The 21,109-nt window shown below is 50.9% G+C and carries 9 protein-coding genes; 6 read left to right on the forward strand and 3 right to left on the reverse strand.

What is annotated here, in order from left to right; genetic code table 11:
- The first annotated feature begins 162 nt into the window (after positions 1–162).
- Positions 163–714 carry a TetR/AcrR family transcriptional regulator gene (locus DEF47_RS01935; protein WP_012189549.1) on the forward strand — a complete coding sequence of 184 codons (552 nt, stop codon included), beginning with the start codon at positions 163–165 and terminating at the stop codon, positions 712–714.
- On the forward strand, positions 704–1,981 hold the full coding sequence (locus DEF47_RS01940) for an MFS transporter (RefSeq protein ID WP_012189548.1): 1,278 nt from the start codon (positions 704–706) through the stop codon (positions 1,979–1,981). The genes DEF47_RS01935 and DEF47_RS01940 overlap by 11 nt, the downstream gene beginning before the upstream one ends.
- 80 nt (positions 1,982–2,061) lie before the next feature.
- Here the strand turns inward: DEF47_RS01940 and DEF47_RS01945 are convergent, their stop codons facing one another.
- Positions 2,062–2,559, reverse strand: a complete 498-nt coding sequence (locus DEF47_RS01945; RefSeq protein WP_012189547.1) for a hypothetical protein — start codon at positions 2,557–2,559, stop codon at positions 2,062–2,064.
- A 228-nt stretch (positions 2,560–2,787) separates the two neighbouring features.
- On the opposite strand from DEF47_RS01945, the gene DEF47_RS01950 reads away from it, so the two are divergent.
- Positions 2,788–14,511: a LamG-like jellyroll fold domain-containing protein gene (locus DEF47_RS01950; RefSeq protein WP_012189546.1), complete on the forward strand. Its 11,724-nt coding sequence runs from the start codon at positions 2,788–2,790 to the stop codon at positions 14,509–14,511.
- Positions 14,512–14,616: 105 nt separating this feature from the next.
- Here DEF47_RS01950 and DEF47_RS01955 read toward each other — a convergent pair whose 3' ends face one another.
- Entirely contained in the window at positions 14,617–15,225 is a 609-nt protein-coding gene (locus tag DEF47_RS01955) for a GIY-YIG nuclease family protein (protein ID WP_287044939.1), read from the reverse strand.
- Complete coding sequence (locus DEF47_RS01960) at positions 15,225–15,632, reverse strand: hypothetical protein (protein ID WP_012189544.1); 408 nt, start codon at positions 15,630–15,632, stop codon at positions 15,225–15,227. Before DEF47_RS01960 ends, DEF47_RS01955 begins: the two co-directional genes overlap by 1 nt.
- Before the next feature lie 157 nt (positions 15,633–15,789).
- Here DEF47_RS01960 and DEF47_RS01965 point away from each other — a divergent pair, with 157 nt between their 5' ends.
- The 3 genes from DEF47_RS01965 to DEF47_RS01975 all read left to right on the forward strand — a co-directional run bounded on the left by DEF47_RS01965 (position 15,790) and on the right by DEF47_RS01975 (position 21,093).
- Entirely contained in the window at positions 15,790–16,917 is a 1,128-nt protein-coding gene (locus tag DEF47_RS01965; protein ID WP_012189543.1) for an SGNH/GDSL hydrolase family protein, read from the forward strand.
- A gap of 103 nt (positions 16,918–17,020) precedes the next feature.
- The gene (locus DEF47_RS01970; protein ID WP_012189542.1) at positions 17,021–20,080 is read left to right on the forward strand and encodes a winged helix-turn-helix domain-containing protein; all 3,060 of its coding nucleotides are present in this window, start codon (positions 17,021–17,023) and stop codon (positions 20,078–20,080) included.
- Positions 20,081–20,184: 104 nt separating this feature from the next.
- Positions 20,185–21,093: a formylglycine-generating enzyme family protein gene (locus DEF47_RS01975; RefSeq protein ID WP_287044940.1), complete on the forward strand. Its 909-nt coding sequence runs from the start codon at positions 20,185–20,187 to the stop codon at positions 21,091–21,093.
- Positions 21,094–21,109 lie beyond the last annotated feature (16 nt).

The raw sequence follows: 21,109 nt of genomic DNA on the forward strand, positions 1-21,109 counted from the left end.
ATCCAAACCACAATAGGAATTGCACCGATGCGTGCGTGCCGTCGGCGATATGCGAACACAAAAGGCTTAATCAGCTAAAATCATAGCCAGATTAATGTGCTGCTTGACAACCGTCTGTCTGGACGGTATTATACCGTCTATCTGGACGGTTTGGAGTTTTGCATGACGAAGAAAAATCCCCAAGCCACCAAAGCCAAGCTTTTGCATGCACTGATTGCCGTGATTATGCGTGATGGTGCGGCCAACGTAACCCTAGAAGCGATTGCCAAAGAAGCCAGCGTGAGCAAAGGCGGCTTGCTACATCACTTTCCAACTAAGGAGAGCTTATTTCAGGGTTTGCTGGATCTCGCCAAACAGGCCTGGGAAACATGTTTAGCCGGAGAATTGGCCAAAGAATCGCCTGACGTGGCAGGCTATTGGTGTCGAGCCTATGTGCATGCCAGCTTTAGCCAACCACCCAAAGATATTCAAATGCTGCACGCGGTGCGGCGAGTGGTCGCAATCTATCCTGAGTTATTTGATTATTGGCGCGAAACCTATGTGCAAACTACCCCAGCGCCAGCCAACGATGGCTTAACGCTTGGGCGTTCACTCACTATTCAACTAGCCTGCGATAGCCTGTGGTTCAGCGAATTAATCGGCTTGCCAATTATTTCAGCGGCGGCCCAACAGGCGCTTTACGATGAATTATTGAGGTTAACCTATGAGCCTTGATACGCTCAAACCCACAACGACCAACCCAATCGATAACTGGAGCCACATTGTTTGGAAACCACGCTTTTTTGCCATTTGGCTGGGTCAAGCTAGCTCGTTGGTCGGCAGCGCCCTGACCCAATTTGTATTAATATGGTGGATCACCCAAACCGTCGGCACGGCCCAAGCTTTATCGCTCGCTGGCATGATGGCCTTGCTGCCACAAGCAGTCTTTGGGCCAATTGGCGGTATCATCGCCGACCGCTGGAATCGCCGCCTGATTATGATTAGCAGCGATCTGATTTCAGCCATCAGTATGGTTATTTTGATTGTGCTTTTTGCGACCGAGCAGATTCAGCTTTGGCATATCTACACGCTGATGTTTTTGCGCAGCACGATGCAGGCCTTTCAAAGCCCTGCCGCGACGGCCAGCACCAGCCAACTTGTACCGCCCGATTGGCTAACGCGTGCAGCTGGCATGAACCAGATTATTTTGGGCTTGATGAGTGTGGCGGCGGCTCCACTTGGCGCATTGGCGATGAGCTTATTTTCTCTTGAAGGCGCGTTGATGATCGATGTGGTCACTGCGCTACTCGCAATTACACCATTATTGTTCTATAAAGTGCCCCAAACTCGTCAGGCTACCGAGGATCAAGCCAGCATGTGGCACGATTTTCGCAGCGGCTTCAGCATGATTCTGCACCATCGCGGCTTAACTTTGATGTATGGACTAACTTTGTTGATGGTGGCGGTGTTGATTCCAACCTTCGTGCTGACTCCGTTGTTGATTCAGCAAGAATTTGGCGGTGGAGTTGAGCGGGTTGCTTTGATGGAAGGTATGGGCGGTTTGGGCATGTTAATCGGTGGTCTGATGATCAGCATCATGCAGTTTTCCATGCGCCGAATTGTTTTGGTGTTGGTGATGTTTGCGCTCTCGTCAGCGATGGTTGGCTTGGCGGGGCTTGTGCCTAGCTCGCTGTTTTGGGTAGCAGTGGTTTTATGGTTTATCAGTGGGGTAACCTATACCATCGGCAATGCACCAATTATTGCAATCGTCCAAACAATTGTGCCCAATCAAATGCAGGGCCGTGCCCTCTCACTCTATTCAACCATGATCGGCCTAGCTGGCCCGCTGACCTTGCCCCTGACCGGACCACTCAGCGAATTGATCGGCATTCGCATGATCTTTATTGGCGGTGGTTTTATTGCCGCCTTGGTGTGCTGTTTGGCTTTTCTATCACCCAGCATTTTACAAATTGAGCAAACGCCAATCGCCACACATGACTAAAGCTATCCCTCACCCCTGGCCCTCTCCCGCGTGCGCGATGAGAGGGCCAGGGGTGAGGAAACAAGGCCTAATGCTCGAATTTAATCAATTGGCTCAGATAACGGATATACATGAGGATAGGCGGCCCGAATCGCTGGATCATTCCAGATCTGCGCAAGCGTAGCAGCATGTTGTTGAACATCGGTCACAAATTGCCACAGAAAATCCAGATTGAAATCAAATTCTCCATTCGCCACAAGCAATTCATACTCAGTTGCATCGAGCGCATATACCACACGAATATCACCTCGTCCACCAAGTACTTGCAATTTCAAACTAAAATTATTAATTTCTTCATAATCAAAATCGCTGATTAATGCTGCATCAGTTGTCCGCACCCTTAGCCAAGGCTCAAGCTGTTCCGCAAACGTTTCCAGTGTTGTCCGTGCAAACCAACACCGAAAATCTTCGACCCGCAACCAGTGATCCTTAACTGTGAGGCTCACCAAAACTCGTTGCTCCCGCAGATCAAGTTCAACAAAATGCAAAACCAGTCGCCGCTCTGTACCCAAGCCGATCACTAACGGTTTAATCTCCATAGCCATTCTCCTATCAAGTAGCACTTGTATCCTAGCATAACTTGCTGCTTGACAAGCTCTCAACTCATCTTTATAATTTGACACACTATGTGTCTTAATTAAAATCAATCTTGTTTCAACAGGTTGATATTCTCCCATCAAAATAAAGACACACTATGTGTCATAAAAATAATTCTGCTAGACCTTTGACGTTGTAATCTGCAAGTTATTCCTAGGAAAGGGTGCTTTATGCGCTGGTTGAACACGCTTACGCCATGGCGAATCGTCGGTTTATTAACGCTGCTTTGTCTCGGGTTGGCTGGGCTGGCTCGCTCGCCACAAGCCTTGCCAACCAGCGCTGATCCCATTCAGCGAGCCTGGCAATTGGCGCAAATCAGCGGCAGCTATCGCTATAGCATTGATCTGGCCCAAACGACCACCGCCGCACCCAGCCTTGCCAATGCTGGAGCCAATCCGCAACGCAGCGAGCGTTTAAGCATCAATGGCACGATCGATCAGGCCGCTGATCGCATGGAAATGACGATTGCTAACAACGCCGAGCAAAATGTCAGCAATAGTTTCGCCCTGAAAATTGAGCAAGGCCGCAGCTTTGGGCGTTATGGCACTGGCAATTGGCAGCCAATCGAGCAATCGAGCGATCTTTTTGCACCAGCTGGCGATCCCTTGGGCTTTTTAGCAGGGCTTGAGCAGGTAACCAGCCTTGGCAAAGAAACGCGCAACGTTGGTAATTTGCGCTTGGAGTTTCAACACTATCAATTTAATTTCAATGGCGAGCAATTCGCCACCTATTTGCAACCCAAACTCGAAGCCCAATTGCGCCAACGCGGCGAGTTACCAGTCGGCATGAGCCTCGATACCAGCACCAGCTACGCCCAAATGAATGGTACAGGCGAAGTTTGGCTTGATCAGCATGGCTTGCCCAGCCGTCTGAACCTACATTTGAATTTGCCAGCCCAAGCTGATGGCTCAAACGTCAGCGCCACCATTCGCTCCGATTTCTTCGATTTTGATCAGCGTCGTTTGGCTTTAGCAAGTAGTTCGTTTTGGCAACAGCCTGATCGTTGGTTGGGCTATCGCCTTGATCAAACTCAACGCCAATTGCAGCCACTCGCCCAAATCGCCTTGATTCCATGTTTAGAAATTTTGCTTTTGGCCTTGGCTGTAGTGTTTTGGCGCAAACGTCGCACCCAAACACTGATGGCTGCCAGTGTGATTAGCGCCATGTTGATCACGCCCATGCTGCAGGCCGAAAATGTTGCTGCCACCCGCAGCAAGCAACTCGCCAAACAGGCCGAACAAACTGAACAACAAGCCCAAGCCGAGTTACAGCAACAGGCAATGACCAAAACTCAAAACCTTTGGCAACCCAACACCAAACCAGAAGCCCAAGCGCTTAGTCCTAAACAACTTGCCAGCAACGGCAGCGATAGCGATGGCGATGGCTTAAGCGATGCCGATGAAGACGATTGGTATAGCTGCGCCACGCTTGGCTCAAGCACTGGCTATTGTGCTGGCGTGAGCAACGCCAAAGATTACGATGGCGATGGCTTGAGCGATGGCGCGGAAGTCAATCAACTTGGCACATTGCCACGCAACAGCGATAGCGATGGCGATTCGATTCCCGACGGTTTGGAAGTGAAGGGGTTTCGCTACCAAGGCCAACAATGGTATCTCGACCCACTGAGCAACGATAGTAATCAAGATGGCTTGCTCGATAGCGTCGATTGTGGCATTTGGTCGCAAACCTCAAACGCCTACAATCCCAACGCGATCTGCCCTGATACTGATGGCGACGGCCAGCCCGATCTGTTTGATCGCGATAACGATAACGATGGGATTAATGATGATGTTGATCTTTCGCCCAATTTGCTGAGCAGCGCAGTTTTTGATGATCAAAATCCGCTCAAGTTGCAAATTGATAACCTCAAAACCAATCGCCCAGTTTTTGTTGATTTTCAGCTGCGGCCAACCGATCTTGAGCATTTGAGCTATTCTTCGCGCATTTTGGATTGGCCTGCCAACGACAATCAAGGCCAAATTCAGCGAGTGCTCGACACGACCTTTGCCACCAGCACCAACAGCGATATTCGGATCAACGCGATCAACGCCGATTATGGTGATGTGATGATGGTGCCGATGCTGGAAATTACCATGCCCTACAGCACTGGTCATTATGCTAACTTGCCAATTACCACGACCTACCAAAATAATCAGCGCCAACTTGGCGTGGGCGTTGAGCAATGGCTCGATTCAAGCGAACTTGATCCATATGGCATTACCGTGCGTGATCTCGATACGAATTCAGGGAATTTGCTAGCCTATGTGCCAGTTGTGCGGGTTAGCAATAGCATGGGTGGTAATCCAGCGGCCTTTGCTGCTCGCATGCTCTATTATCCCGAACAAGGCAGCAACGGCACGGCCAATTGGGGCGCGGCGCAACAAGTGCGTTTGGTTTGGCTGGTGCAGATGATCACCGATGAATGTGTTGATGCTGAAGCCGACCCCAGCACCTGCGCCCGCCAAGAAAACCTGAGTATCGTGCAGATTTACGACGAAGCGTGGTCGCTGGCAGGCATGAGCGTCAGCGAAGATCATGGCGCAAAAACCGCAATCATGTACGAGCAACCAAGCAGCGACAGCAATTTACAACTTGACGACGAGTTGTGGATGGTTGCCTGGAATCTTAATAACACGTTTATTCGTGGTCGCGATTGCGATACACTCAACGGCACCACCTGCCAAGGCAACGGCCAACGCGATGTGCGCATCAACAATCTGGCCAGCCAAATCGCAAGCTGGTCGAGCAACAGCAGCAACATAGCAGTGCAAACCAGCAATTTCTTGCACGAAGGCTATCTCTCGCAAATATCGATGCAGCAAATTAGCGACCTGCTTGAAACGCAATTTAATAGTTATAGCAGCCAAACCAACCCAAGCTTGCTGATTGCCCAAGAAAAAAGCAATCGTAGCCTAAATTTACAAGATGGCGCTGGTTTAAGTAATGGCCTAGCTCGCTTTGATCTCAACCCCAGCACGATTAAATTAACCACGATTGCGGGAATGAGTTGGGCTACCTATCAATTTATTAATGGTGCTTGGCAAAATTATGCAATTGATGATTATCTGACCTTGTTGGAAACCACGCTGCGCACCAACCAAACCTTTATTCAACATGAAGTTGGCGAAGAATTATCAGGTAAATTAATTTGGGCACAGCTGTTTTATGCCAGCATTAATCAAGGCTTTTTGGGGCTGGCTGAAATCGATAGCGTGCCCGTTTGGAAACCAAGCGCCGATGCCCTAACCGAACAGGATTATCAAGCAACCTGGTTTGTGAACCCTAGCCCAAGCGGTGGGCATGGCTTTGCGGCAACGGCGAATCTCTACGCTGAACAATTGCAAAAAGTCTATAAAAATCTGCGCAAAGCCCAATCAACTTCGAATAAATGGGCCAAATTCGACCGCACGCTCAGCCACGACAAGATCGACCCGACAAGCTTGCAAGGCCTCAAAACAGTTCGTGCCGCCACCAATTATGCGATTGGGGTTTCGATTGGCTTGACTTTGCTGGGCGGAACCTTGCTGTTAATTGGCTTGACCACCAATAACGCCGCACTAATCAAAACCAGCCAAATTATCCTGACCGCAGCATCAATGTTGCTGGTGGTTACCCGCATCACCATGATCGTCAGCCAAATGACGGCGGTTGTGCGGGCTGGTTCAACATTAATTTCCACGTTGAGCATGCTGCAATCAGTGGCCAAGGCCAATCGTTCGCTGGGCACAGTTAATTTGGTGATTGCCCTGACCATGATTTGGGGGGTGTTTATCTTCCAACTGGCCAGCGGCCAATTTGGCTGGGGTTCGCATAGCGCCAATTTGGCCTTAGCGCAGGCAATCGCTGCCACAATTATGATTTTTGTGATGCTGGTAATTGCCTTCATTCCGATTATCGGGCCGTTGATCGTGGCAATTATTTCGTTGGTCGATTTGATCTTGCGGCTGTTCAATATTCGTGGCTTTAGCGATTGGATGAGCCAATTTATCGCCGACCAACTCTACGAAGCCAATAACCTGCTCGATAACCTGAGCGATCCCAATCGGCTCAACATCACCAGCAAAACGATCGATTTGCTGTATCCTGAATTGGGTTTTGTACGCTCGAATGCTTTGAGCATGACCTTCGCCGTCACTAATACACTCAAATATAACGACCATTTCGACGTAGGCGATGCTCGCCGTTCGACCTTCCGTTATTGGTTGCAACGCAGCGCCACCGATCAACACGCAGCGCTTGGGCAAAATCAAATGCGCAACGAATGGGATGCGATCGGCAATCGCCAGATTCAAACCAGCGCCGAGATTAGCCTGCCAGAAGCCTTGCCCTTCAGCGATGTTGGCACAGGCATCAATCGCTCACTTGGTCAGCAGTTATTTATTACCGAAGCTTCGGTCGCGCCCTATGAAGGCTGTTGGTTGGTCGCAACGATTGAAGTCGATTGCACATGGTATGACACCAAGGGTTCGAGCCATTCCAACATTGGCGAATTTCAATATTTCGATATTTTGCCTGATACGATCGAGCAATTTGCCAACCTCGATTGGAACATGAACCCCGATCTGCGCTTTAACCAAATTAAAGATGCTGATGGCGATGGCTTGATCAGCCAAGCCTTGGGTGGCGTTGACCCCGATGATACGCGCTTCGATAGCGACAACGATGGCTTATCAGATTATGTTGAGCTGAGCAACGGTACAAATCCCCAGAATGGCGACAGCGATCAAGACCAATTGAGCGATTTTGAGGAGCATGCCTACCACACCAACCCGCTCAACCGCGATAGCGATAGCGATGGCCTGGTTGATTATGTTGAGTTCAAACAGGGTTGGCTAGTCGCCTACAGCGATCTTAGTAGCACTCAGACCAAACTCGCGCGGATATGGTCGGGCAATAGCAGCGATGCCGATAACGATTCGCTCAGCGATTTAGAAGAATATACCTTTGGCTTCAACCCGTGGGTCGCCACCGATCCTTCGTTAATTGATAATTTAGTCGAGATCGAACGACTCAGCGTCAACGAGCAAAACGCCCCGCGTTTGTTGGCGCAATTTGGCGAGCGCGAACAAAGCCAAGCCTTCGCCGATAGCTCAGGCGCAAATCACACGCTGCGTTGTAGCCCAAGTCAATGCCCAAGTTTGGCGATTGGGCGCTATGCCAATGGAGTTAAATTCGATGGCACCAACGATCAACTCAATAGCAATGTTGGTATGCTCGAATTAGCCCAAGCCAGCTTTACTTTGGCTGCATGGGTCAAAACGACCAGCACCAAACAGGCGATCATCACTAAGAACGATGGCGATAGCACGTGGGAACGCGGCGAAAAATCGTTCTACATTAATGCCAACGGCCAACCAACCTTCGTCGGTTTTGGCAACAACTACATCACCAGCAACCAAAGTGTCAACGACGATCGCTGGCATCATGTGGCAGTCGAATGGGATTACCCCAATTTGACGGGCACGATCTACATCGATGGCATTGACCGCACCAATCGAACCAGCACTAATTACCGCACTAACAACCGCGATAACGCCAACGATACATTAAAAGTTGGCCGCAACAACTCCAACAGCAACGAAGCTGCCAATAATTTCAAAGGCCTGCTCGATGAAGTTGCGGTGTTTGATCGCACGCTTGGCACGGCCCAAATCAATGATCTGATGCAAGGGCGCTACAATCCAAATGATCGCTTATTGGCTCCAGGCGCAGCGCTGAGTTATCAAGCCACGATTTCCAACACCTTGCCCGCCCAAAGCGTCAATGGCCAACTGAGCGCCAGCAACCAAACCAGCGATCCTGATCTGGCGAACCCAAATATTGCTTTGCGCATGGAAACGCTTGATCGCCAACAAAGCTATCGCAATAGTGCTGGCTCGAACGAAACTGCCTATTGTCTTGGTCAGCGCTGCCCCACCAGCGAATTGCTCGGCGGTCGCGATTATGCCGTGCGCTTCGATGGGATCGACGACCAATTGAGCATTCCGATGCAGCTTGATGCTGACGTGGCAACTGGCGAGATGCTGCGTTCGCTCAAATTCTCAATCAAACTTGAGCAATTGCCTGCCTCTGGCCAAACTGCCACAATTTATAGCAGCGTTGTCAGCGCAACCAGCGATTTACAAATTGTGATTAATAGTGCTGGCAATTTGGTTATCAGCGTTGGTGGCAGTACCAGCAGCAGTTATTACAACGGCAGCACCACCGATAGCACATGGCGCAAACCGCACTATAGCGTTTATTCGTTCGCTAATAATCTTAATATGTGGGTCGAAGTGCAGCTTGATTATCGCAATTTCAGCGATACTACAGGCCGCACAACGCTTTCGATCAACGGAACCCAAGATAGTCGGCTAGATTATAGTTATTGGCCACGCTTGAATATTGGCAATGCAAGGTTGGGGGCGAACGCCAACAGCAAGGCATTCCAAGGCAGTTTAGGCTATCTCTGGGCAACCAACGAAAAGAATGTGCGCTTGCTCGACCTCAATTTCAACGAAGATTATGGCTATACTGGCAATTACTATCACAACACGGCGGGCAACCAACAAGCGCTCAGTTGTGGCACGAGCAGCACTTGTCCGAGCTATCAACTGCAAGGCTACAACGGCCAAGCGATTCGGCTTGATGGCAACGACGATTATCTCAATTTGCCCAATAGTGCCAGCTTTACGCCTGGCGAGCGCACATTGCGTATGGCGGTCAAACTTGAGCAACTACCAGCCAGCGGCCAAGTTGTCAGCTTGCTCGATACGGTTTGTGCCAACAGCAACAGCTATTGTTTGGACCTGACGATTAATTCCAGCGGCCAGTTGATTATGCACATTTCGCCAGGCACGACCTTGACTTCAAGCACGATTTTCAGCCAAGCCAACCTTAACACTTGGGTGCAACTTGAGTTCGATTTTGTGATCGCCTTCAACTCCAGTAGCCGTTCTAGTGTGATGGTCTATGCCAACGGCAGCTTAGTGCTGATCGACAGTCAATTTAGCATTGGCCCATTGGAGCTAGCGCCCAGCCGCATCGGACGTTCGGTCGCTAATACCAATCCGCTCAAAGCTTCGATCGATGATCTGTTTATTCAAGGCAGCTATAACCTAAGTTTTGATGCGCCGCCGTTTGATAGCGAAATGCGCAATCATGTCAATCAAGCTCGGGTTGCTAGCTGTGAGTTTGTGTTAACTTGCCCAGCATTTGAGCAAAATGGCCGCTACGATCAGGCGCTTAGTTTCGATGGCCTCAACGATAGCTTGCTGCTTGATCGCAGCATCAGCGAAGATTTCAGCATTAGTTTCTGGCTGCGTAGCAACCAAACCAGTGGCGCGGCCAGCAATTGGTGGCAAGGCACAGGCTTAATCGATGCCAATGTGCTGAGTCCAAGCAACGACTTCGGCATCAGCCTTGGCAACAATGGTCAAGTGATGTTTGGCCTCGGCAATAGCAACGGCACAAGTACCACGATCAAAACAAGAGCAATCAACGATAATCAATGGCATCATGTGGTTGCCACGCGTCACAAACAAACTGGCGCAATCAAGCTTTATCTCGATGGAACCTTGGCAATCAGCGGCACTGGGCATCTCAATCGGCTCGATATTCCCCAACTGCGGATTGGTGCAGCCCTGAATAATAGCAACTTCTACCAAGGCCAGCTTGATGAATTAGTGATTATTCCAGCGGTGATCGAGCGGGATGCGGTGCAATTCTTGATGCAAAGCACCTATCCAGCGATTAAGATCGATGCAGATTTTGCGCCGTTCCACTTGCCAGCTCAAACCAGCATGGTTGTCAGCAGCACTGCTCAGGTTAATCCCAACATTATCAGCAGCCAACAGCGCTTTGAGCAAGAAGCCGAAGCCGCAATTGCCTTACAACAGAATATTGGCTATCCCGTTACCGACCTCAACGCCAACAAACTGCCAATCTTCTTGCCCTTTGAAGATGTGCCAGGCTCGCAAAACTTCAAAAATGTTGGCAATGTCAGCTATTGGTCGAATTTGGGCTACGATAAAACCAACCTCGAATGTAGCAATCCCGATTGTCCAAGCGCTGGCTTGCGTGGGTATGTTGAGCGAGCCGCCTATTTCGATGGCAACGGCGATCATTTGCGTTTCAGCGACCAATGTTGTAGCCCTGAAGCCACAACCATCGCGGCATGGGTCAATGGCAACAGCGGCACAATTGCCGATTTGCGCAACCCCAACAACGCCACTGGTCTACGTCTAGCCTATGATAACTTCTTGATCACCATCGATCTTGATGGCTCAACCGCTAGCGGTGGCAATGCGAGCTTTGTCGTGCCATTCGAGTTGCCAGAAGGCCAGTGGAGCCATGTCGTCGCCAATTACGATAAAACCAACCAACTGGCAACGGTCTATATCAACGGTCAGTTGGCCGCCAGCACCGCCTTGCCTGGAGCCAACGGAACCCACGCTAGCCTGAGTTCGCAGTTTCCAACGATTGGCGCAAATCAAGGCGATGGTGGCGATTTCTATCGGGGCTACTTGGATGATCTGCGGATTTATCAGGTAGTCTTGAGCGCGAGCCAAATTCAAAGCTTATACAAAACGTCAGCACCAATCTTGAAATTTGAATTCGACGAGGAGCAAAACACCAGCGAGTTTCACGATCGTTCGCAAGCTGGCTATTTGGGCAAACCAATCACGACCCAATGTGCCACGCTCGATCTTGAGAGCATTCGCGCGAATCAATTGGCTACCAGTCCGAGCACCCTGTACGTCGCCAAAGCCAACGATCGGCTAGCCAGCATTCGCTTAAATAGCCAAGTTACCCAACCGCTCTCTGCCAGCAGCGTGCTCTGTGCAGGCGATCAACTGAGCGTTGGTTTGATCAACAGCAATGGCAGCACCAGCCTGATCGCCAATAAAACGATTGATGTAGCCGCTATTGGCAACGGTAGCGCCATTTTCCAACAGGGCAGCAATCGCATCACCCTGCGCTGGGCGATCGATGATCAACTCTTGTATCGCCACAATCCAGCACCTGGCACCGATGGCAAAATTGGCCGCACCGTGTTGTTCGATGGCAAAGGCGCAATCCAAGTTGATCAAGCCAATGCAATCAACAATTTACAAAATCAATTCACAATTTTGGCATGGGTCAAACCCGATACTATCACCGACACCACTTCGTTGCAACGCTTTATTGCCGCAGGTCGCGATAACTCAGTCAATGGTTTTGGCTTTGGCTTGAGCGGCTCAGCCTTGAATTTTGGCATCTTTGGCGGCTTCAAATATAGCAGCAGCGCCACGGTTGCTCCACGGGTTTGGCAGCAAGTCGCGGTCGTATTCGATGCCAGCAACGATGCCAAGTTCTACCTCGATGGCGAATATATCGACACCATCGCAGGCAGCAGCGCCGTACCCGCCAACAACGACGACCCGCTGTTTATCGGCGCAAGCACCGACCAACAAGGCTTGTTCAACGATCAATTCCGCGGCCAACTCGATGAACTTACAATCTATCAACGCGAATTGAGCACTGCCGAAATCTACAACCTCTATTTGCGCGATTTACGCTGGTATCGAGCGCGATCAACCAGCTATCTGACGATTGATAACGATCAGCCGAGCGTTAGTTTGTTGGCAAGCAATCATTATCGAGCCAATGCGCCATTCCAACTCGCGGTTTCGGCTACCGACCCCAGCTCAAGCATCCGCTTGGTCGATATGGGCGTGCGTGGGCCACAAGCCAGCAGCTACGAATGGACAAGCGTCGCCGTATGTGCCGAGGCCCAAGCCAACAACGCTGCTTGGTGTCCAGTGATTGATCCTAGCAAATTTGGCGGAGCAGGAAGCTATCAAGTAATCTTCCGCGCTGTTGATGCAGTTGGCCATGAAACCACCAGCGCAGCAGCAACTCTGTATGTCGATGGCGCTGGGCCAATCGCAACCCTCGAGCACAACCAAAACTGGCGTGCATTACAGCCTGTTGCCAACCATGATCTGCAATGGACGCTGACATTATCGGGAACGATCGGCGATCCACAGCTTGGCAATGGCATCGCAGGCAGCGGCCTTGAGCAAACCAAGGTGTTGATTGGCCTGTTCGATCAACAAAATCGTTTGATTGGCAGCGAGAGTTGGCAACAAGCGCAGGTTAATGGCGAACGCTGGTCGATCAATTATCAAATTAGTGGCAGTCGGCCAAGCGGCAGCTATCGGGTCGAAATGAGTGCGGTTGATCAGGTAGGCAACCAATTAACCACCGCCTTGCGAGCAAACCAAGCGCAGCAACAAAGCTTACTCCTCGATGGGCGACCACCAAGCGTCGATCTGTTCCAAGCGATCGCAGCAACACCGTTAATTAGCGAAACATGGCAGATTAGCGGTACACTCAACGAGTTGCCAAGCTGGCATGGAGCCGTCGCCAGCTATCACTTTGAAACAGCCGCAGCACGCAACGATAGCAGCGGCAATAACTATCATGCAAGCTGTAATGCCTGCCCCAGCAGTGCAACTGGCCAATTTGGCATGGCCGCCAGTTTCAACCCAGCCAACCAACAACGCCTGACCGTGGCGACAACCGCAAGTTTGAACCTTAGTCAAGCCAGCTTCAGCGCCTGGATCAAGCCGAATTGGAATAGCAGCACTGGCTCGGCTTATAGCATTTTGGCCTTGGCTGATAGCAGCAACACCCGCTACAACTGGCAAATTGCCAGCGATTATCGTAGCATTCGTCTGTTCAATGGCAGCACGACTAACAGCATCAGCGCTACGATCACGCCAAATCAATGGCAGCATGTCGCCTTGGTACAAACTGGCAGCGAATGGACGGCCTATTTGAATGGCACAAATTTAGGCAGCGTTGAACAAAGCTTTGGCACTACCAGCAATCTGCCGTTACAGATTGGCGCGGCCAAGCCAAACAGCGGCTTCTTCAATGGTCAACTTGACGAAGTGCAAATCTATGAGCGAGCCTTGTCGGCGCGTGAAATCTATGCTTTGGCTCAAAGCGAGCATGCAGGCGTGAACCAAGCCCAAATCTGGCTTGAAGCCTATCATTTTGATGGCAGCCCTAGCAGCGAAATTTGGCAATCAGCGCCAATTCAAGCGCAGGGCACGGATCTGGCAACCTGGAGCTACAACCCACCAGCCGCTAGCGAAGGCTTTTATCAATTGCATGTTCGCGGCAACGATGCTTTTGCCAACACCAACGACGAGCGAATCATCTGGCGTGGCAGCATCGACACCCAAGCCCCACGGGTCAGCATCAATGCAACCCAAGGCGGCAGCGGTGCAAATAGCTACACCGATTATGTCATCAGCGCCGAGGATTTATTTATTGATGAAAACTCGTTACTCTCGCCATGCGCTGGCAGCCCAATCAGCTATGGCTACTACCCAAATCCAGCGCGAATCAATCGGCTCAGCGTCAGTTGTCGAGTCAATGGGCATAGCCAAAGCATAGTGATCGTCAAAGCCTGTGATTATGCGGGCCACTGTAGCACCAGCAGCGTTGATCCCTTGCCAACACCCACGCCAACCGCGACCGCAATTCCATCGGCCACACCGATTGCTAGCGCAACACCAACCGCCAGTGCAACGATCATTCCATCGGCTACGCCAAGCGCGACGATTGTCCCTTCGGTAACTGCCACTGGCGTTCCATCGGTCACACCAACGGCAATTGCGACTGCCAGCACCACAGCCATTGCTTCGCTAACCGCAACCGCAACGGCAACGCTGACGGCTACACCTTCAGCAAGCCCAACCGCGACGGCGACGGCAACCTCAACAACTACACCAACCGCGACGGCGACGCTGACGATTACACCAACCAAAACCGCGACGGCAACGGCAGTTCCTTCGATCACACCATCGCCGACCCCAACCATCGTGCGCTGGTATTTCCCTTGGGTGACGGTTCAATAATCGCTAGCATCAGTTACCTAGCTCAGGGCTGGAACCCTCTAAGCTAGACCAATACGAAAATCTCCGTCAACAAGTACAAACTATGAATACTTGATGACGGAGATTTCATTCCAATCGAGCCTGAAGCTTTGCCTGCTCTCGCAAACGCTTGAGCGTCGCAACAAACGGATGATCATTATTGTTGATATTGAGTGGAAGGGAATATTGCTTAAGAATTATAGGTTTAAGCTCCCAAGGCTGGGAATGCAGCATCCAAGAAATACCAGTATGCTGCGTTAGCCAATGCGATAAGCGCTGCTCACCAGCGCCAAACGTTAAATATTTACTCGCTCCATGGGGAGCTAGGCATAAATTCAGTTGCTCGCTCAACAAACAGCCTAAACTCATCCGCAAGGTCGAACGATTAGCACCACCAGACAAATGGTCATTCAAACGATGGCGCAAATGGCGGGTCGTTTTTGGATTATGCCCAGAGGGAGAAATTCCGATGTGCAGCAAAGTCCAATCATCAACCTGTAAACAGCCTGCACTAGGAACTTGCGGTGGAAGCGTTTTAAACCACCAGCCATATATCCCTGATTCTGCCGGAACAGCATTGCGTTGATCGATTAAATTCGCCACAGGCACAATTGTCATAGGCCGCAGCAATGGGATTAATTGATCTTCCATAGTTTCTCTTATAAAAAATACTGAGTGTTTTATTACACTCCTCATCAATACTCCTCAAGCGCCGATGTACGGCGATAGAGGCCTTGCATCGTAGGCTCAAACAAGTCGAGTGCACCATCGCGGGCAGCAAGATAATGATACCAAGCAAATAAACGCCGCCATTCAGCAGGATCAAGCACCTCAATCTCATTCAGCCAGTCAGATCGATCTTCAAAAATGGCCGCAAACAACAGTGCGCCGCGTGGCGGTTGATCAATCGCAGGAATTGGCAGCGGTGGAATGGATGGAGCATGGGGTGAGACAGTCAGATTACGAATCCCACTGATATTACTCCGAAGCATCGCTTGATTCAGATACTCAATCAAAATACGTAATAACTGACGCATCAACTTCCAACGGTCAAGGGTGATTTCACCAATACTTGCATCGCCATACATAAAATCATTTCCCATGGGTTAATGCTCCTTGTAGTGCAGAGATACTGCTATCAATATACGCAATATGTGCAAGGAAACTACTGCAAATCTGCTACTGTATGGTGGGGATTTTTGGTAGAGTAACGCTATGGAATTGAGTCAACTCTGGCCGAGTTGCATATGAGGATTCACTATGCGTCGTATGATGATGGGATTATTCGTTGGCTTGATCGCAATCAGTAGCGGGCAAATTCAAGCCAAACCACAGGTTACTGTGATCGATCCGCCAGTTGTAGGCTATCCACAGCGGATGGTTGCGTTTGGCGATTCAATTACCCAAGCCTTTCTGGCCGATGGAAATATTGGCCAGATTGGCGATAGACCCCAGTATAGCTGGGCAACCGGCACGAATGCAACGGTCAATAGTTTGGCCGAGCGCATCCGCAGTAGCACTGGAGTAATCACTGCCACCAATGTTGCGGTCAGTGGCTCAAGCATGAACGCCTTACTAAGCCAAGTTAATACGGCCAATAGTGCCAATGCGCAATATGCAACGATTTTGCTTGGGGCAAACGATATTTGTCGTTCGAGTGAAAGTGCCATGACCAGCGTCGCAACCTACCGAGCGCAACTCATCAGCGGCTTAAATCAATTAACCAGCAACGAGCCAGAAGCACGAATTTTTATTGCCAGCATTCCCGATATCTTTCAAGTCTGGCAAACCTTCAAAGGCAATCCAACTGCTCGCGCGATTTGGAACCAATTTAATGTCTGTCAGTCGATGTTTGAAAATCCTGAGTCCACTGCGCCAGCTGACGTAGAGCGTCGCCAGCGCGTTCGCCAACGGATTATCGATTTCAACAGCCAATTGAGCGAGGTTTGTAACGACTATTTGCGTTGCCGCTTTGACCAAAATCTGTTGTTTAATGCGCCCATCTCACCAACGTTGATTACCGCCGATTATTATCACCCTTCGATCGTTGGGCAACAGGTACTAGCAACGAATTTAGCCCAAGCGTCGTTTGATTTTACTGATCAACAAGCTCCAGTATCCACGGTAACATTTAGCCAGACACATACCACATGGCAAGCTCGCTTGAGTGCCAGCGATGATCAAGGAGTACGCGGTTTAGAATATCGTCTCCCCAACCAAACAACCTGGACTCGTTATCAGCAGCCGTTTGAGTTGGCTGCTCAGGCCACGCTGATTGTCCGCGCGGTTGATATTAATGGCAATACTGAGGGGTCGCGTGCCTGGACAGCACCGCCAATTAACCAACCTACGTATAAACTATTCTTGCCGTTTGTCATTCGTAACTAAAAAATTAATCGTTTAACCAGCGCTCTCCTGAAGTTGTTTTACCACAAATCACGAACAAGATGGGTATACTGTTGGGTAACTCATCAGCGATGGAGGGCGCTCTATGGTGTTCCGTGCGATTAGCCATCGAACCACACCCATTTGTGATACTGAATGGCTTGAATATACGATCAATGGTCGAATCCAACGGGTAGCGGTTGAATCAAGGGCGTGGTACGAATGGCTGCATGCTCCGGCGCACACAGCATTCGCTTTTATGTGCAGTAGCGGAACCTTTACCGCCCGCCGTGAAGCGCGTCGTGCCCGCGCATATTGGTATGCCTATCGTAAAAAGGCCGGAAAAATAGCTAAGGTGTATCTCGGATCAGCCGAGCAACTCACGCTCGAACGGCTGATCCGAGCGGCTGCAACGTTGGCCAAGCAGCCAAGCGTACCCGTACCAACTCCGTTGCTTCACACCAAGTTGAGCATTCCAGCAGTGCGATCAAGGTTCGTTTCACGCCGATCGATCTTCACAGTTTTCAACCAAATGCTGCCGTTAACACTGGTAAGTGCCTCGGCTGGCTTTGGCAAAACGACGCTGATCGCTGAATGGGCGCGAACACAGCCGTATCCGTTGGCCTGGCTTACGCTTGATTCAAATGATAACGAGCCTAGTCGTTTCTGGGGCTATAGCCTGACAGCACTGCATATGGTTGCGCCACTGCTCACAACCGAGGCTTTGGCACTGCTCCATGCGCCACAAGCAATTGATCTATCATTTGTGCTAACGAATCTGATTAATAACCTAATGCTATTGAATCAGCCTCTTACCCTCGTGCTCGATGACTATCACACAATCAACAATCAAGCGATTCACAATCAGCTGACATGGCTGCTCGATCATGCGCCGCAGGCGTTTCGGCTTGTGCTGATCAGCCGTACCGAGCCACCAATGCCACTCGCTCGTTGGCAGGCAGCAGGTCGATTGAATACGATTTTGGTAGATGAGTTACGGTTCAACAATTCCGATATTCATAGGTTTTTCCACACCACCATGCAGCTCGATCTGGCAGCTGATGTGCTCGCAAGCCTAGCGGCACGTACCGAGGGCTGGATCGCAGGGCTACAACTAGCGGCGCTCTCACTTCAAGGTCAGCCCGAGTTAACCATGAGTGAAGGACTAGATTCCAGCGTTAGCAATCAACGGGCGCTATTTGATTATTTTTCGCACGAGGTGCTCCAACAGCAACCGAGCGCAATCCAGCAATTTTTGCTGCAAACGGCGATCCTTGATCAACTATGCGAGCCACTCTGTGCCGCTGTGACCGATCACGGTGCAACAGCGGGAATGCTCGATTACCTTGAACGCTCGCATTTATTTGTGGTAGCACTTGATCGCAAGCACCACTGGTATCGCTACCATCAGCTTTTTCGCGAAAGCTTGCTGCACCATGCCAAGCAGCAATGGGGTGCAGCAGGAATCGCACAACTTCACAAGCGGGCTAGTTGTTGGTTTGAACAAGCGGGCTATCCAGCAGAGGCGATCAACCATGCGTTGGCCGCCGCCGATTTTGAACGGGCTGGGCGATTGATTGCCAAAATCGGTTTTCGCATGTTGTGGCGCGGTGAACATACAATCTTGAAGGGATGGTTACATGCGTTACCCGCCACGATCATTGAGCATAATGCCTATCTCTGTCTTTGGTCGGCATGGCTTCTCGTCGAGCAAAACCAGCTAGAAGCAAGTGGCTATTATCTGAGCCTGATTGACGAATTGCTCAGCCACACCATGAGCGACGAAGCTGCCGAAACCAGGGCGATAGATGGTCACCGCAAGGCACTTCAGGCTAGTATCGCCCGTCGGCGGGGCGATATGCCAACCACGTTGGCACTAACCCACCAAGCCTTAAACGCGCTGCCACGAGATAGTGCCTTGCTGCGCAGCATGATTACGCGCAATCTCTGTGCTGGCTACATTATCAGTGGCGATACGGTAGCAGCAGAGGCAGCACTACACCAAGCGTTATGTGAACAGGAATTACTTGAGGCCTCCATCGCATCAGATCATCATCACCCCAGCGAACGCCAGCATGCTCATACAATTCGGTTGCTCTTGTGGATTGAGACAACTTCACTGCGTTGGCTCCAAGGCCAATTTCATGCTGCTGCCGATTTGTATCGCCAAACCTTGCATCTAGCCCGTGAACAGCACCAACATGCCGTAAGCGCCATCGCCTGCGTAAATTTAGGTCAGATTTTGCGGCAATGGAACAACCTAGCCGAAGCCCGCGAGTATCTGCAACAAGGTATTGGCTATAGCCTGAACGTTGGTGCGGATGTAACCCGGCGCAATGGGTTAATTGAACTTGCTCGCATCCAACAAGCCCATGGTGAACCAGCGCAAGCACTGGCAACGATGGCCCAAGCGGTTGCGCTTGCCCAGACCCTCCCTTCACCTCGTGGCTTGCTCTGGGCTACAACCTGGCAAGCACGGCTCCAACTAGCACAGGGCGATCTAGCGGCAGCAACCCGCTGGGCGCAGGAATACCAACGGCTAGCAAATCCATTTCCGCAGTTTAATATATATGATGCCGAAGATTTGACGCTGGCGCGTATCCTGATCGCCCAAGGTCAGCATCAGCAAGCCAGCGCCCTGCTTGAGCAACTGCTCCCTGCATATCAAGCCGCAGGACGGCTTCCTAGTGTGATCGAAGTTTATCTGCTGCAAGCACTCAATCTTGCCGCACAGCAGGATTGGTCAGTTGCGGGCAGGGTGCTCATTCAAGCCCTACGCTTGGCAGAACCAGAGAATTATCTACGCCTATTTGTTGATGAAGGCCCAGCACTTTCCAACCTGTTGGTGCAGATCGAACCACAGGTGCAGGCAACGTTGCGCCAGTATGTACAACGTTTATTGGTTGTTTGTGAACTGCCTAGAAGCACCACGCCAGAGCAGCTTAGCCCAATCTATCGCTTAATCGAGCCGCTCAGCGAACGCGAACTTACGGTTATACGATTGCTAGCGGCGGGTTTCTCGAATCAAGAGATTGCCCAGCAGCTCGTTGTAACGCTCAACACGATCAAAACCCATCTAAAGAATATTTATAGCAAATTGGCGGTCACTAGCCGTACCCAAGCAATTGCTCGTGCCCGTAGGCTCAACCTGATCGCCAATCCTTAAGATCGGCGCGTGAGTTAATCGCTCTTTTGGGTGATTACGCCGCTAGCAGCGCCCGCTAGACTTCAGCCCACATGGTGCAGTGCATATGGGAGGTCTTGATGTTTATGCGGGGTTTCTATGCGCTCGTAGCGCTACTCTTACTATCGGCTTGTGAAGCATCGGACGCGGGATCAGCAGGCGAAACACCACCAACCGCAGAACAAACTGCAACACCAGTCGTCACGCCAACGATGGCCGCTGGAACAACGCGGATTGATGCGGCAGGTATAGCTCAAGTCTGGGTTCCTGCTGGCTGTTTTATGATGGGAACAGACCCAGCGACACTGACTGAAACACCACCTGCATGGGCCCGTGGCGCACTGGATAGCGAGCAGCCACAACACGAAGTTTGCTTAACCAAAGGCTACTGGATCGACCAATACGAGGTTTCTAACGCCGACTACCAGAAATTTATTGACGCTGGCGGCTATGAGCAGGAACAATATTGGTCGCCCAACGGCTGGCGCTGGCGTAAATCTCGCCGCAATGTGCCGATTGAATGCCCAGATCAGCAGTCAAATCATCCACGCGTTTGTATTACATGGTACGAGGCCGAAGCCTACAGTCGTTGGCGTGGCGGTCGCTTGCCAACCGAAGCCGAATGGGAATACGCCGCCCGTGGCCCAGAATCACGGATCTATCCATGGGGCAATAGCTTCGATGCGACTCGGGCTAACGTGATTGATAGTACCGGACTCGTCGCGGTTGGCAGCTATCCCAATGGGGTAAGTTGGGTTGGTGCCCATGATATGGCTGGCAATGCAATGGAGTGGGTGCAGGATTGGCTTGATATTGGCTACTATGCAGATCGCGTGCGTGACGACCCACCAGGCCCAGCCGAGGGTATGCGGAAGGTCGAAAAAGGTGGCTGGTGGGGCAGTAATGCCTTTGTTGCCCGCTCAGCCTACCGCCACTTTGAAGATCTGCCAACCTATCAGGATCATCATATCGGGGTGCGCGTCGTGACTCCATAACCACGACCATGGACTG

The sequence above is a fragment of the Herpetosiphon sp. genome (assembly GCF_003512625.1).
Lineage (GTDB): Bacteria > Chloroflexota > Chloroflexia > Chloroflexales > Herpetosiphonaceae > Herpetosiphon > Herpetosiphon aurantiacus.

Excerpts from the sequence above, each read along its gene's own strand:
- DEF47_RS01935 (WP_012189549.1), top strand. The coding sequence starts at position 163 with ATGACGAAGAAAAATCCCCAAGCCACCAAAGCCAAGCTTTTGCATGCA.
- DEF47_RS01955 (WP_287044939.1), bottom strand. The coding sequence starts at position 15,225 with ATGAGGAGTGTAATAAAACACTCAGTATTTTTTATAAGAGAAACTATG.
- DEF47_RS01965 (WP_012189543.1), top strand. The coding sequence starts at position 15,790 with ATGCGTCGTATGATGATGGGATTATTCGTTGGCTTGATCGCAATCAGT.
- DEF47_RS01950 (WP_012189546.1), top strand. The coding sequence starts at position 2,788 with ATGCGCTGGTTGAACACGCTTACGCCATGGCGAATCGTCGGTTTATTA.
- DEF47_RS01970 (WP_012189542.1), top strand. The coding sequence starts at position 17,021 with ATGGTGTTCCGTGCGATTAGCCATCGAACCACACCCATTTGTGATACT.
- DEF47_RS01960 (WP_012189544.1), bottom strand. The coding sequence starts at position 15,632 with ATGGGAAATGATTTTATGTATGGCGATGCAAGTATTGGTGAAATCACC.
- DEF47_RS01945 (WP_012189547.1), bottom strand. The coding sequence starts at position 2,559 with ATGGAGATTAAACCGTTAGTGATCGGCTTGGGTACAGAGCGGCGACTG.
- DEF47_RS01975 (WP_287044940.1), top strand. The coding sequence starts at position 20,185 with ATGCGGGGTTTCTATGCGCTCGTAGCGCTACTCTTACTATCGGCTTGT.
- DEF47_RS01940 (WP_012189548.1), top strand. The coding sequence starts at position 704 with ATGAGCCTTGATACGCTCAAACCCACAACGACCAACCCAATCGATAAC.